The following is a 12,453-nucleotide window of genomic DNA, read 5'->3' as shown; positions in this document are numbered from 1 at the left end:
TAGAGCCGACAGCTGCGGCCGCACGCAGGCCAAAGGCTAGCCTTGTCCTCTGCCGGTCATCGGGTAGACTGCCTGCTTTTGCTCAGGGCTGTCGTGGCGACGCCCAACCTGTCAATCAGGCATGGACGCGCCAGCCCTTCTGGAATAGCTCAGTCACATGAACGTCTTCATCGCGGGTCAACACGGCCAACTTTCTCAGGCGCTGCAACAACTGCTGGCCGCCAAGGCCCGGATAACCGTCATCGGCCGGGCCCAGGTGGATTTCACCCAGCTGGAGGCACTCCATGAACGCGTCCTGGCCGCAAAGCCCGACGTCATCATCAATGCCGCCGCCTACACCGCCGTGGACGCCGCCGAGAGCGATCCCCAGACCGCTGCCCTGATCAACGAACGGGTGCCCGAGGTCTTCGCCCGGGCCGCACAGCAGCTCGGCATTCCGATGGTCCACTACTCCACCGACTATGTTTTCGATGGCAGCAAGGAAGGCCGTTACCGGGAAGAGGATCCGACCTGCCCACTCAATGTCTATGGTCGGACTAAGCTGGCCGGCGAGAACGCCGTGCGTGAACACGCCGAGCGCCACCTCATCCTGCGCACCAGCTGGGTCTATTCCTGGCAGGGCAACAATTTCCTGCGCACCATGGTGCGGCTGCTCAGCGAGCGCGACGAACTGAACATCGTCGACGACCAGATCGGCGCGCCCACCTGGACCCGCACCATCGCCGCCGCCACCGACCGACTGCTCGCCCACAGCGACCAGGACGAACTCTGGGGTACCTATCACCTGACCGCCAACGGCACCACCTCCTGGTTCGGGTTCGCCGAGCAGATCGCCCTGCGCCTGCGCGAGACCGGCCAGCTGAAGGCCCGCCTCAATCCCATCCCCAGCAGTTCCTATCCCACCCCGGCCCATCGCCCCATCAATTCCCGCCTGTCCACTGAAAAGCTGGCGGCGGTGCTGGGTGAGCCGCTACCCGACTGGCAAGCGGCTTTCGCCCAGTGCTGGAGCGAGCGCGAACTTCAGGTGAGCGGCTGAAACGGGCCGTCGGTCATACTTCTGGGATCTGCTCCAGAACTACCCCAGCCTCTCGAAGTCAATGGCACTGACCCCGCTCACGCCAGTCAGGTACGTCATGGACAACCCTTTCCAACTCATCGCCGCGGCTTTCGAGCATGACTTCCGGGTCAATTTCCGCATCGAGCGCCTCGACGGCAGCGTCAGCCTGACGCTGTCCGACGACAGCGGCGTCAAGGTCAAGCGGTTGATCAGCAAGCAGCAATTGCATGACCACACCCGCCTCGCGCGATTGATCGACAGCATCCGCCTGGGTATCGCCATCGATGAAGGTCATGGCGTCACGGCCTTGCTGGCCGGCGGCAGTGGCACCGTGAATCGTCTGACCGTAGCGAACTGAGCAGGAAGCAGCACTATGCACACCATGGAAGGCATCAGCGACGGCCTGCTACCGGGCCCTAGCCCGGTAACCCTGCTCGATGGCCTGGAGACGGCAGCTGCGCTGCATACCCCACGCGCCTCGCTGTACCAGCTCACCTGCGCCCGTCTCGACGAGCAACTGGCGCCACTCAAGGTCTGGCCAACGCTGCCGGACCGGACCGGGCGCTTTTCCTTTACCTTGCTGGACCGCTGCGGACGCATCCTCTACCGCTCGCCGACCTTGCGTCAGGCGCTGTATCGGGAAGAGGAACTGCTCAATGGTGTGATCGCCAGTGCGCGGCTGGCTGCCGTGCAAGCCGGACAGGGCTTTCCGTCCTGGGGTGTAGTGGACGTCGCCTGCCCTATGTATGAGCTGCCTGTCACTCAGCTGCCCTGTGCGGGATGCCGGCTGCTGAAGTGCAAGAGCTGAGAGAAGCGTTGCGGCTAAAACTCTGACGCTAACTACTTGTTTAGTATCTTTTTTAGCATCTTTGAATCTTCAACGTTCGAGACCAACGAATGCCAGGGCATCCGTACTGCAAGTCTCGCGCTGAAGCTTTCTGCGTCGAGTCGTTACTCGGAATATCTCAGCATGTTGGCGCCCGTGGCCCGCAGCACCGCCATGGATTGCGGCGCCAGCGCGCCGGCCCGCAGCGATACGTCCTTGCGAACCTCGTCGATTACCGTTTTCAGCAGCTGGCTCTCGCCCAGTTGACGGGCGCTGACCACCCGGTTCACCCGCGCATCGTCACACTGCTGATCCTGCACCGTCAGCACAATACTGCCATCAGGGCGAGGCGCCGTGACCGAGCATTTATAAGTACTGAAAGCGGCAGTCAGTCTATCTATGGCGTTTTCCATTCTTCCCCCTCTTATTTGTCTAGAAGTGCATGGACGATCAAATACGACGCAACTGACAGTGATAGAAACAGCAAAGTTCTTGCGCTCTACTTGAATAAGACCCGCAATGGCGCTAGTGCCCGATTTTGTGAGCCAGCTCTGCTAATCGGGTTTTGCTGCGGAACTTTCAGCAGAGCAAAATCGATAAGGTATGACCATTCGTCCGCCTTGCCGGTCGTTGGGCATTTTGCCTCCCGACCTTATAAAGGCGCCGGTAGAGCGCCATGGCGGTCCTGATCGGTGGAACCTTTGCTTCCAGCGCTCACTCGAAAGGGCTGAAACGGATACCCATCGCCTATCAGGAGCGCTCCATGAACGACAAAATCCCTCCCGTGATCAAAGACGAGCTAGCCGCTGACATCGATGAGCAGGCACACAAGCAGAACGCTGACCGGGTCCGTCGTCATCTGGGCGAGGCCGAGCAGGCACTGACCGACGAATTTCACACCCTGCTGGCAGATGCCGAGCAGCTGCTCAAGCACACCGCCAGCATGGCCGGTGAGCAGGCAGACGAACTGCGTGCCAAGTTGAGCTCCAGCCTGGAACGCTCCCGCGATGTGCTCAAGTCCAAGCAGGACGATCTCTATCGCCAGGGCGTCGCGGCCAAGGAAACCACCGAGGAATACGTGGTCGACAATCCCTTCAAGGCCCTCGGCATCGCTGCTGGCGTCGGCTTCCTGATTGGCCTGCTGGCCTCGCGCCGCTAAGCCTGGGGGACTGCCATGGACACCTCCTCTCCTCCACGGGAGCTGCCTGACGAGGCGCCCAAGCCATCGGTCAAGCGCCTCGCCGGCGCAGTGGTCGGCCTGCTGCAGAGTCACCTGGAACTGCTGGGCATCGAGGTTCAGGAAGAGAAGGTCCGTACCTTCCAGCTGTTTCTCTTTACCGGCCTGAGCCTGATCTTCGGCTTGCTGGTACTGGTCGGCGTCTCGGCAGCGGTCATCATCGCCTTCTGGGATACCTACCGCATGGCCGCAACGCTGGGCCTGTGCGCCTTCTATGCGGTGGCACTGGTGATCTGCATCCTGCGGGCCCTGAGCCTGGTCAAGGGTGCGGCGCCCTTCCATGCCACCCTGGAAGAACTCAACCGCAACCGGGAGCGCCTACTGCCATGAACCAGCCGCTTACCTCTGCCACCAGCCAGGCAAAGCGCAAGGAACTGGTCCGGTTGCGCATGGAGATGTATCGCCAGCAGCTGATCTACAACGCTCAGCCCCTGCATAACCCCATCAGTCTCATCGGTGACCTGGTGCGACCGAACCGGGACAAGGTGGCCAGCTCGGCGAAGAAGCCGTTGATGCTGGGTGCCACGGTGTTCCTGTCGCTGTTCGGCAAACGCCTGGGCGCGGTGGGTCGGCTGGCCCGCATCGGCCTGGCGCTCTACCCGATCGTCAACCGCTTGCAGAATCGCCATCGCGAGCAGGCTGACCAGCCGCTGCCGCCGCCCCGCTAGCGGTGTTATGAAGAATGGCTCCCTCGGGAGCCATTCTGTCATCTGGCACCCTTATCGCATGGCTAAGCTGAACGCTCCGCCCACGATAAGGATAGCCCTGTGTTTTCTGGCCAGCCCACTGCCTTCTTCCAACCCTTCATCGACACCGCGACCGGGCGTATCGCCGGCGTCGAAGCCCTGGGCCGTCTGCGTCAGGCCGATGGCCGCCACGCCTCCGTCGGCCCCCTGTTCGCCAATCCCGATACCCCGACCGCGGAGCTGCTGCAGCTCGACCGCACCCTCAGGGACGATGCGCTGCGGCGCTTCGCCGGCGCGCCGGAGGACTGGTTTCTCAGCCTCAACCTCTCGCCACGCTGGATCAGCCAGCTGGACGATGGCGTCGCCCTGCCCAGCCTGGCGCAATTGCAGCGTTCCGGTATCGACCCGACGCGGATCGTCTACGAGATCACCGAGGCGGCCGGCGATCTGCCGAGCCTGACCCAGGCCGTCGCACGCTACCGCGAACTCGGCATCCGCATCGCCATCGACGATTTCGGTTCCGGCTATTCGCAACTGGATCGGGTGCTGGACCTGCAGCCGGATATCCTCAAGCTGGACATGCGGCTGTTCCAGGCCGCCGCGCGAGGTGGCCCCCGGGGCGACGCGGTCAAGGCACTGGCGCAGATGGCCGAAAAGACCGGCTGCTGGCTGATCGCCGAGGGCGTCGAGACCGAGACCGAACTCGACTTCGCCCTGGAATGCGGCGCCCGCTACGTGCAGGGCTTTCTCTTCGCCGAGGCCACCGCCGAACTGGGCGCGAGCGACAGCCATCAGCAACGCTTCGCCGCCCTGCGCAGCCGCTTCGTCGATGGCAAGCTGGCCCAGCAGACCCGGTTACTGGAATTGCGCCAGCAACTCGCCGAATTCGTCACCCAGCTCAGACCCTGGGCGGAACACGGCGGCCCCCTGAGCGCGCTGCCCGATCCCCAGGCCTTTCCCGGACTGCTGCGCATCTACCAGTGCGACCGCGCCGGTACCCAGATCACCCCGAATCTGGAATGGAACGGCATGTTCTGGCGCGAGAATCGCCGCTACCTCAATCACAACTGGTCCTGGCGCCCCTACTTCTACGCCCTGCTGGCCGAAGGCTGGAACGAGCGCCGCCTGGCGCTTTCGACGGTCTACCGCGACGCCACCACCAACCAGTACTGCCTGACCGCCAGCCAGTTCCTGGAAAGCGGTCAGCGCCTGCTGCTGATCGACCTGGATGCCAGTCAATTGCCGGGCTTTGCCAAGTGAGCGGTGATGATCGTATGTTGCCGAGGTCAGAACGCAGAAGCGCCGCACGGCAACCGCCGGCGCTCCCCTTATCGGTGATAGCTCGAGGACGGCCTTGGACTGGCAGACACTTCTTATCCGCGAACGGCTGGGCAAACCCCTGCACAGCCCGGATGAACTGGGGCGCAGCCCCTTTCACAAGGACCACGACCGCATCATCTTTTCCGGTGCCTTTCGCCGGCTGGGGCGCAAGACCCAGGTTCACCCCGTCACCAGCAACGATCACATCCACACCCGCCTGACCCACAGCCTGGAAGTCAGCTGTGTCGGGCGCTCGCTGGGCATGCGCGTGGGCGAGAGCCTGAGGGGGGCGCTGCCCGACTGGTGCGATCCGAGCGATCTCGGCATGGTGGTGCAGTCGGCCTGCCTCGCCCACGACATCGGCAATCCGCCCTTCGGCCATTCCGGCGAAGACGCCATCCGCTACTGGTTCACCCAGGCCGCCGGCCGCGGCTGGCTGGACGACATGAGCGAGGCGGAGCGCCAGGACTTCCTGCATTTCGAAGGCAACGCCCAGGGCTTCCGGGTACTGACCCAGCTCGAATACCACCAGTTCGACGGCGGCACCCGCCTGACCTACGCCACCCTCGGCACCTACCTCAAGTATCCCTGGACCTCGCGCTATGCCGCAGCGCCCGGGTACAAGAAGCACAAGTTCGGCTGCTACCAGAGTGAGCTGCCGCTGCTGGAACAGATCGCCGAGAAACTCGAACTGCCGCTGCTGGGCCCGGAGCGCTGGGCACGGCATCCCCTGGTCTACCTCATGGAGGCCGCCGACGACATCTGCTACGGGCTGATCGATCTGGAAGACGGCCTAGAGATGGAGCTGCTGGACTATGCCGAGGTCGAGGCGCTGCTGCTGGGCCTGGTCGGCGACGACCTGCCGGAAACCTATCGGCAACTCGGCCCCAAGGATTCGCGGCGGCGCAAGCTGGCCATCCTGCGTGGCAAGGCCATCGAACACCTGACCAACGCCACCGCCCGCGCCTTCGTCGACCAGCAGGACGCCCTGCTCGCCGGCACCCTGGGCGATGACCTGGTCGAACACATGGCCGGGCCGGCCAAGCTCTGCGTGCAGCGCGCCAAGGCGCTGGCCCGGGAAAAGATCTTCCACGACAAGCGCAAGACCCTGCACGAGATCGGCGCCTACACCACCCTGGAGATCCTGCTCAATGCCTTCTGTGGCGCCGCCCTGGAGCAGCACCGCGGGCGCGAGCCGTCGTTCAAGAGCCGCCGCATCCTCGACCTGCTGGGCAACAGCGCGCCCGATCCTTCCTGGACCCTGCACCAGGCCTTCATGCGGGTGATCGATTTCATCGCCGGCATGACCGACAGCTACGCCACCGCCATGGCGGCCGAGATGACCGGGCGTTCCAACCCGGTCTAAGGAGCGCCACGATGGCCACCGTACCCCGTACGCGCAAGGGCCCTGGCAGTCGCTGGCTGGCCGCCCAGGGCTGGAAGGCCTTTCCCTTTCAGCGCGAGGTGGCCAAGGCCATCGCCGCCGGCGAATCCGGTCTGCTGCACGCCACCACCGGCTCGGGTAAGACCTACGCGGTCTGGCTGGCCGCCCTGGATGCCTTCGTCGCACCCAGGCCGATCACCGCCAAGGGCCTGCCCAGCAAGCGCAAACAGGCGCCACCGCCGCTCACCGTGCTCTGGCTGACGCCCATGCGCGCCCTGGCGGCGGACACCCTGCGCGCCCTGGAGCGGCCGGTGCTCGACGAAGAACTGGAATGGACCCTGGGCCTGCGCACCGGCGATACCGGCAGCAGCGAGCGCGCCCGGCAGAATCGCCGCCTGCCGACGGCCCTGGTCACCACGCCGGAGAGCCTGTCGCTGTTGCTATCCCGCGAGGACGCCCAGGAAGCCCTGGGCCAGGTTCGCCTGGTGGTCATTGACGAATGGCACGAATTGCTCGGCAACAAGCGCGGCACCCAGACGCAACTCGCCCTGGCCCGCCTGCGGCGCTGGAATCCCGGGCTGCAGACCTGGGGCCTGTCGGCCACCCTCGGCAATCAGGCCCATGCGCTGGATGTGCTGCTGGCCGGTGCCCCGGGCCAGCTCGTCCAGGGTCGTCAGGACAAGCGCCTGCAGGTGGACACCCTGCTGCCCGAAGGCGGCGTCGAACGCTTCGCCTGGGCCGGGCACCTGGGCATGCGGCTGCTGCAGCAGGTGATCCGCGAACTGGAAGACAGCCCCACCACCCTGGTCTTCACCAACACCCGCGCCCAGACCGAACTCTGGTACCAGGCCCTGTTGCAGGCGCGCCCGACCTGGGCGGGTCTGATCGCCCTGCACCATGGCTCCATCGAGAAGCAGGCCCGCGAATGGGTGGAGGCCGGTCTCAAGAATGGCCAGCTCAAGGCGGTGATCTGTACCTCCAGCCTCGACCTCGGGGTGGATTTCCTGCCGGTGGAGCGGGTGCTGCAGATCGGCTCGCCCAAGAGCATCGCGCGCCTGCTGCAACGCGCCGGCCGCAGTGGTCACGCCCCGGGCCGGGCCTCGCGGGCGACCCTGGTACCCACCTACAGCCTCGATCTGCTGGATGCGGCGGCCACTCGGCGTGCCATCACCGCGGGCGAGATCGAGGCGCGCACCGCCCCGGTCAAGCCCCTGGACGTCCTGGTGCAGCATCTGGTGACCGTCGCCCTGGGCGGCGGCTTCGAACCGGACGACCTGCTACCGGAGATCCGCAGCGCCTGGGCCTATCGCCACCTCAGCGAAGGCGAATGGATCTGGGCGCTGGCCTTCGTTCGCAACGGGGGCGCCTCGCTGTCGGCCTATCCGGACTATCGCCGTGCCGAGCCCGATGCCGAAGGCATCTGGCGGGTGCCTGACAAGCAACTGGCCAAGCGGCATCGGCTGGGCATCGGCACCATCGTCAGCGAGACCAGCCTCAATGTGCAGTTCTGGTCCAAGGGCGGCGGTGGCAATCGCCTGGGCAATATCGAGGAAGGCTTCATCGCCCGGCTGCGGCCCGGCGACCACTTTCTCTTCGCCGGTCGTACCCTGGAATTGGTACGGGTGGAAAACATGACGGTGTACGTGCGCCGTGCCAGCGGGCGCAAGGCCGCCATCCCGCGCTGGAGCGGCAGTCGCATGCCGCTCTCGGACACCCTCGCCCGGCACGTGCTGGCCCTGCTCGAAGACGCCGAGGCCCAGCGTTACGAAAGCCCGGAAATGCGCCTGCTGCAACCGCTGCTGGATGTACAGCGGCAGTGGTCGGCACTGCCCAGCGCCCATTACCTGCTCGCCGAGACCCTGGAATCCCGCGAAGGCTCGCACCTGTTCCTCTATCCCTTCGCCGGCCGGCATGCCCATCTGGGGCTGGCCAGCCTGCTGGCCTGGCGCCTGGCGCAGAGGAGACCCTGCACCTTTTCCATCGCCGTCAACGACTACGGCCTGGAACTGGTCTCACCGGTCAGCCTGGACTGGCAGGAGCTACTCGATGCCAGCCTCTTCACTACCGACAACCTGGTCAGCGATACCCTCGCCAGTCTCAACGCCGCCGAACTCGCCCAGCGCCGGTTTCGCGAGATAGCCCGCATCTCGGGGCTGATCTTTTCCGGCTATCCGGGGGCGCACAAGAGCAACCGCCAGCTGCAGGCCAGCAGCAGTCTCTTCTACCAGGTCTTTCGCCAGTACGACCCGGACAACCTGCTGCTCGGCCAGGCCCAGACCGAAGTCCTGCGCCAGGAACTCGATGCCGATCGCCTGCAGCAGACCCTGACCCGGACCGGCGCCCTGCCCCTGCGCCTGGTGAACCTGGACCATCCCTCGCCCTTCGCGCTGCCCCTCATGGTCGAGCGCTTGCGCGAGAGTCTGAGTTCGGAAAAGCTGGCCGACCGCATCACCCGCCTGGTCGGCGATCTGGAACGCGAAGCCGGGCCCGACGAGCGAGCACGCGCCTTCGATCCCGAATCCCTGGTGCAACCCAGCCATGACAGCGATCTGACGCCCCGCCGTGGCGCTACTGCGCGGCGTCCTCGCGTACAGAAATCCGGTCGTCCTCGATAACGATCCGGCCCTGGCGATAGAGATGGCCGATGGCCTTCTTGAAATTGCCCTTGCTGACGCCGAACAGCTGGTGGATCAGGGCTGGCGGACTGCTGTCGCTGAGCTCCAGCACCCCGCCGCGCGCCTTGGCCAGGGCGATGATCTGCTCGGCGAGATCGGCGCCCGCCGCGGCTCCCTGGGCCTGCAGGGTCAGGCTGATCTTGCCGTCCGCTCGGATCTCGCGAATGAAGCCGCGCTCGCGCTGACCCAGGCGCAGCGGCTTGAAGGCCTCATTGCGATGCACCAAGCCCCAGTGCTTGTTGTCGACGATCACCTTGTAGCCGAGGTCGGTCTGCTCGACCACCAGCAACGGCACCGGCTGGCCGACCTTGTAGCGCGGCGGGTCGCGGTCCAGATAGCGATCCAGGCGTGCGGTGGCGACGATCCGCCGGGTGCGGGCGTCCAGATGCACGTGCACCACGCAATGGTCGCCCACCTGCAGCGGACGCTTCTCTTCCGAATGCGGCAGCAGCAGGTCCTTGGGCAGGCCCCAGTCGAGGAAGATCCCTACCCGGCCGACCTCCACCACCCGCAGACTGGCGAAGCCGCCGACCTGCACCTTCGGCTTATCGGTGGTGGCGATCAGGCGGTCTTCGCTGTCCAGATAAAGGAAGACGTTGAGCCAGTCGCCTTCGGCGCAGGGTTCGTCACGCGGCGCATAACGACGCGGCAGCAGCACCTCGCCGTCGTTGCCGGCATCCAGGAACAGACCGATGGGGGTGTTGCGCAAAATCTGCAAGCTGTTGAAGCGACCCAGCAAGGCCATGAATGGAGACTCCTGTAGAAAGCGGTCCATTTTACCGCGATCATCAAGGCCACTGCTCGATCGCTAGCCTGCATCGTCGAAAAGGTCGCTCGGCGGCATGCGCAACGCTGATGGCGGCAAGGCAGTGCTCGTGTGACGAACCTCGACCTGACCTGACTCCATCCCCGCATAGCTCGGCGCCATGAGTTGCCGAAGGCACATCCGTAGGGCCGGAGCATCATGTTATTGGCGGCTGCTTGCGGCTTGGAACCGCAGGCTGAAGGGAAGCAGCCCACGCGCGAGGAGCGCGCCCACTGCTCCACGTCGAATCCAGTGACCGCCTGACTCAGGCAGTCAGGCAGTCAGGCAGTCAGCTGCGAGTGGAATCTCTATGAAGAGACCGACCGTATCAGCCTCGACGCGCATCGCCGCCACGACCGTATTCAACAGGAACGGATTGGTAGCCTGCTCGTTGGTCACTATGCGCTGGGTCAGCTTGATCGCCTGGTGGGCGTGGTAAACCGCTATCAGTATCTCGTTGAGGTTCAGGCGACGAAGCTCGACGCGGTATCCGGCGAGGCCATGGCCCAGTGCGCGTCCTGCGCTTTCCAGTCCGTTTTTCACAGTAGATCCTTGGACCCTTGCGGTCCGGGGTAATAATTCGAACGAAATAATAGCACCTAGCCACCACCCGAATTGAGCAGGTCATCACCGTTTCGACACCACTGGCCTATGAGATCCGCCACGCCAGGCTAAGCCCTCGCCCGCAACGGCTGTGCATGGCTCAGGCCGGCCACGGAATAGCTCTGCCTGGACGCCAACTGGCGACATCTCGGCGCGCAGGACCAGGGTGCCGACCTGCAACGACGCTCAAAGGAGCCTGCAGGGGGCGCATAGGCTCCTGAAAAACCTGCAGAACCATCAGGTGCGCAATACGGCTTGCCGAACTCGACGTACTGCCCTGCGTCTCGCTCCCCGGTACCCTCCGTTCAGGAAACGATTCAGCACGGATCGCTGCTCGCAGTCGACGTGACCAGGCCCAGGACAGCGCCCGGCGCTCCCTCCGCCAACAGCCGTTTACCTGCTCCAGCTACCGCTTCGACCATGGTCGGTAAAGTCAACATCGGGCAGCTCAAAGGTCTTGTTTTGCGCAAGCCAGTCTGAGACCATCCATCGCTGTCAGGTGAGGCTGTCTCTACAAAGCGGCTCACCTGTCGAGAACCTGGAGTACATCAGGGCCAGCTTTCGCGGCATGGGTTTCTCCTCGTTTCAAAACTGTCGTCCTTTGGACAACAACGTCATCTTATTCAAGGAGAAATCCATGTCTACTCGCCAAACTGGCACCGTCAAGTGGTTCAACGACGAGAAAGGCTTCGGCTTCATCACTCCCCAGAGCGGTCCGGACGTGTTCGTTCACTACCGTTCCATTCAGGGTAACGGCTTCAAGAGCCTGCAAGAAGGCCAGGCTGTTTCCTTCCTGGTCGTGCAAGGCCAGAAAGGCCTGCAGGCCGATGAGGTGCAGGTGATCTAATCACCCGCCTTATCGAAAAAGCCCAACCCCCGGTTGGGCTTTTTTTTTGCGCGGACGTTGGCCCCTGCCAGCTTTCGCTATCGCCACCTAGGGATGAGGTGCGTTTCATGAAGACTCTCGCTGCCCTGCTCTGCCTGCTTCTGCTCGCCGGTTGCGCCGCCTTTCCCGGTGACGAACTCTCTTCCCAGCCATTCCGCACGTCCCTGAGCGCGCCACCACAGCGGCCCAATGTGCTGGTGGAATTCAATTTCTATCGTGGCACTGTCGAGGACGCCAAGGAGGCGACGTCGATCGCCGTCGCCCGTGAAGGCCTGAAGCCCCGGCTGCGCGAGATCCTGGCAGGCTCCGGACTGTTCGACCGCATCACCCTGGTGCCGGAACCCGGCAGACCCGACGACGCCCTGCTGCGCCTCAAGCTCTACAACAGCACCTCCTACGCCGCCGCCATCGCCAGTGGCCTGATCACCGGCGCCACCTTCTTTCTCGTCCCGGGAACCGCCAGGGACGACTATGTGCTGACCGCCGAATGGATCGCGCCGGGAAGCGGACCGTCCACCCGCGTGCGCAACGCCAGCTCGGTGCGCACCTGGATGGGGGTGTGGTTCCTGCCCCTGGCCGCCAGCCATCAGGCCGGGACCGCCATCGAGGAATCCTTCGCCCGCCAGGTCAACGAAGCCCTGCGCCAGCTGCAGAACGCCGGCGTGTTCGCTGACCACTCCTCGCCCCAGGGGAACGGCGAAACGTCTGCGCCGGTCACACCTTGACCGGCAATCACGTAGACGAGGATCCCATGGCCGAAGAAAAGCGCAAAGCCGACGAACGCGAACTGCCCAAGGACGAAAAGCCCCTGCGCACCGAGCACGCCAAGACCGACGACGGGCGCGATCCGCCTTCGCCTAACAGTCCGGACCGTACCAAGGACGCCACCGGCTACAACTGATCCCGCCTTTCCGGAAACGACTGCTGCGGCGGTCGTTTCTTTATCCGCGCCCTGCCCCTTGGGGTTGGCTCGC

The 12,453-nt window shown here is 64.5% G+C and carries 15 protein-coding genes; 12 read left to right on the top strand and 3 right to left on the bottom strand.

What is annotated here, in order from left to right; all coding sequences use genetic code 11:
• Nucleotides 1-157 precede the first annotated feature (157 nt).
• The 3 genes from rfbD to QE444_RS10955 all read left to right on the top strand — a co-directional run bounded on the left by rfbD (nt 158) and on the right by QE444_RS10955 (nt 1,865).
• Entirely contained in the window at nt 158-1,036 is an 879-nt protein-coding gene (gene rfbD, locus QE444_RS10965; protein ID WP_309738475.1) for a dTDP-4-dehydrorhamnose reductase, read from the top strand.
• A 97-nt stretch (nt 1,037-1,133) separates the two neighbouring features.
• Nucleotides 1,134-1,415, top strand: a complete 282-nt coding sequence (locus tag QE444_RS10960) for a DUF3509 domain-containing protein (RefSeq protein WP_064306571.1) — start codon at nt 1,134-1,136, stop codon at nt 1,413-1,415.
• A gap of 15 nt (nt 1,416-1,430) precedes the next feature.
• Nucleotides 1,431-1,865 carry a hypothetical protein gene (locus tag QE444_RS10955; RefSeq protein WP_187978892.1) on the top strand — a complete coding sequence of 145 codons (435 nt, stop codon included), beginning with the start codon at nt 1,431-1,433 and terminating at the stop codon, nt 1,863-1,865.
• A gap of 143 nt (nt 1,866-2,008) precedes the next feature.
• Here the strand turns inward: QE444_RS10955 and QE444_RS10950 are convergent, their stop codons facing one another.
• A complete protein-coding gene (locus QE444_RS10950) occupies nt 2,009-2,296 on the bottom strand; it encodes a DUF3509 domain-containing protein (RefSeq protein ID WP_007159080.1) in 288 nt (95 codons plus the stop codon).
• A gap of 350 nt (nt 2,297-2,646) precedes the next feature.
• On the opposite strand from QE444_RS10950, the gene QE444_RS10945 reads away from it, so the two are divergent.
• The 6 genes from QE444_RS10945 to QE444_RS10920 all read left to right on the top strand — a co-directional run bounded on the left by QE444_RS10945 (nt 2,647) and on the right by QE444_RS10920 (nt 9,125).
• Complete coding sequence (locus QE444_RS10945) at nt 2,647-3,042, top strand: YqjD family protein (protein WP_187978891.1); 396 nt, start codon at nt 2,647-2,649, stop codon at nt 3,040-3,042.
• Nucleotides 3,043-3,057: 15 nt separating this feature from the next.
• Nucleotides 3,058-3,450: a phage holin family protein gene (locus QE444_RS10940; protein WP_133859534.1), complete on the top strand. Its 393-nt coding sequence runs from the start codon at nt 3,058-3,060 to the stop codon at nt 3,448-3,450.
• Nucleotides 3,447-3,788: a hypothetical protein gene (locus QE444_RS10935; RefSeq protein ID WP_187978890.1), complete on the top strand. Its 342-nt coding sequence runs from the start codon at nt 3,447-3,449 to the stop codon at nt 3,786-3,788. The genes QE444_RS10940 and QE444_RS10935 overlap by 4 nt, the downstream gene beginning before the upstream one ends.
• A gap of 99 nt (nt 3,789-3,887) precedes the next feature.
• On the top strand, nt 3,888-5,066 hold the full coding sequence (locus QE444_RS10930) for an EAL domain-containing protein (RefSeq protein WP_280306948.1): 1,179 nt from the start codon (nt 3,888-3,890) through the stop codon (nt 5,064-5,066).
• A gap of 94 nt (nt 5,067-5,160) precedes the next feature.
• Nucleotides 5,161-6,492 carry a deoxyguanosinetriphosphate triphosphohydrolase gene (locus QE444_RS10925; RefSeq protein WP_007159085.1) on the top strand — a complete coding sequence of 444 codons (1,332 nt, stop codon included), beginning with the start codon at nt 5,161-5,163 and terminating at the stop codon, nt 6,490-6,492.
• 11 nt (nt 6,493-6,503) lie between these two features.
• Nucleotides 6,504-9,125: a ligase-associated DNA damage response DEXH box helicase gene (locus tag QE444_RS10920; protein ID WP_309738466.1), complete on the top strand. Its 2,622-nt coding sequence runs from the start codon at nt 6,504-6,506 to the stop codon at nt 9,123-9,125.
• On the opposite strand, the gene QE444_RS10915 is transcribed toward QE444_RS10920, so the two are convergent.
• Together QE444_RS10915 and QE444_RS10910 are read right to left on the bottom strand one after the other, a co-directional pair.
• Nucleotides 9,079-9,930 (bottom strand): S1 RNA-binding domain-containing protein, encoded by an 852-nt coding sequence (locus QE444_RS10915; protein WP_187978888.1) that lies wholly within the window; start codon nt 9,928-9,930, stop codon nt 9,079-9,081. The genes QE444_RS10920 and QE444_RS10915 overlap by 47 nt on opposite strands.
• 333 nt (nt 9,931-10,263) lie before the next feature.
• A complete protein-coding gene (locus QE444_RS10910; RefSeq protein WP_252977097.1) occupies nt 10,264-10,533 on the bottom strand; it encodes a hypothetical protein in 270 nt (89 codons plus the stop codon).
• 697 nt (nt 10,534-11,230) lie between these two features.
• Between QE444_RS10910 and QE444_RS10905 the strand changes: the two genes are divergently transcribed.
• From QE444_RS10905 to QE444_RS10895, 3 genes are all read left to right on the top strand, one after another.
• A complete protein-coding gene (locus QE444_RS10905) occupies nt 11,231-11,440 on the top strand; it encodes a cold-shock protein (protein ID WP_007159089.1) in 210 nt (69 codons plus the stop codon).
• Between the two features lie 107 nt (nt 11,441-11,547).
• Entirely contained in the window at nt 11,548-12,204 is a 657-nt protein-coding gene (locus QE444_RS10900; RefSeq protein ID WP_187978887.1) for a hypothetical protein, read from the top strand.
• A 26-nt stretch (nt 12,205-12,230) separates the two neighbouring features.
• Nucleotides 12,231-12,380: a hypothetical protein gene (locus tag QE444_RS10895; protein ID WP_017639713.1), complete on the top strand. Its 150-nt coding sequence runs from the start codon at nt 12,231-12,233 to the stop codon at nt 12,378-12,380.
• Nucleotides 12,381-12,453: the final 73 nt, after the last annotated feature.

The organism is Pseudomonas sp. SORGH_AS_0199, assembly GCF_031453735.1.
Lineage (GTDB): Bacteria > Pseudomonadota > Gammaproteobacteria > Pseudomonadales > Pseudomonadaceae > Chryseomonas > Chryseomonas aestiva.
This window is presented reverse-complemented; position numbering and strand designations above follow the sequence as displayed.

Coding starts and splice junctions, on each gene's coding strand:
- rfbD (WP_309738475.1), top strand. CDS start 158: ATGAACGTCTTCATCGCGGGTCAACACGGCCAACTTTCTCAGGCGCTG.
- QE444_RS10960 (WP_064306571.1), top strand. CDS start 1,134: ATGGACAACCCTTTCCAACTCATCGCCGCGGCTTTCGAGCATGACTTC.
- QE444_RS10955 (WP_187978892.1), top strand. CDS start 1,431: ATGCACACCATGGAAGGCATCAGCGACGGCCTGCTACCGGGCCCTAGC.
- QE444_RS10950 (WP_007159080.1), bottom strand. CDS start 2,296: ATGGAAAACGCCATAGATAGACTGACTGCCGCTTTCAGTACTTATAAA.
- QE444_RS10945 (WP_187978891.1), top strand. CDS start 2,647: ATGAACGACAAAATCCCTCCCGTGATCAAAGACGAGCTAGCCGCTGAC.
- QE444_RS10940 (WP_133859534.1), top strand. CDS start 3,058: ATGGACACCTCCTCTCCTCCACGGGAGCTGCCTGACGAGGCGCCCAAG.
- QE444_RS10935 (WP_187978890.1), top strand. CDS start 3,447: ATGAACCAGCCGCTTACCTCTGCCACCAGCCAGGCAAAGCGCAAGGAA.
- QE444_RS10920 (WP_309738466.1), top strand. CDS start 6,504: ATGGCCACCGTACCCCGTACGCGCAAGGGCCCTGGCAGTCGCTGGCTG.
- QE444_RS10915 (WP_187978888.1), bottom strand. CDS start 9,930: ATGGCCTTGCTGGGTCGCTTCAACAGCTTGCAGATTTTGCGCAACACC.
- QE444_RS10905 (WP_007159089.1), top strand. CDS start 11,231: ATGTCTACTCGCCAAACTGGCACCGTCAAGTGGTTCAACGACGAGAAA.
- QE444_RS10900 (WP_187978887.1), top strand. CDS start 11,548: ATGAAGACTCTCGCTGCCCTGCTCTGCCTGCTTCTGCTCGCCGGTTGC.
- QE444_RS10895 (WP_017639713.1), top strand. CDS start 12,231: ATGGCCGAAGAAAAGCGCAAAGCCGACGAACGCGAACTGCCCAAGGAC.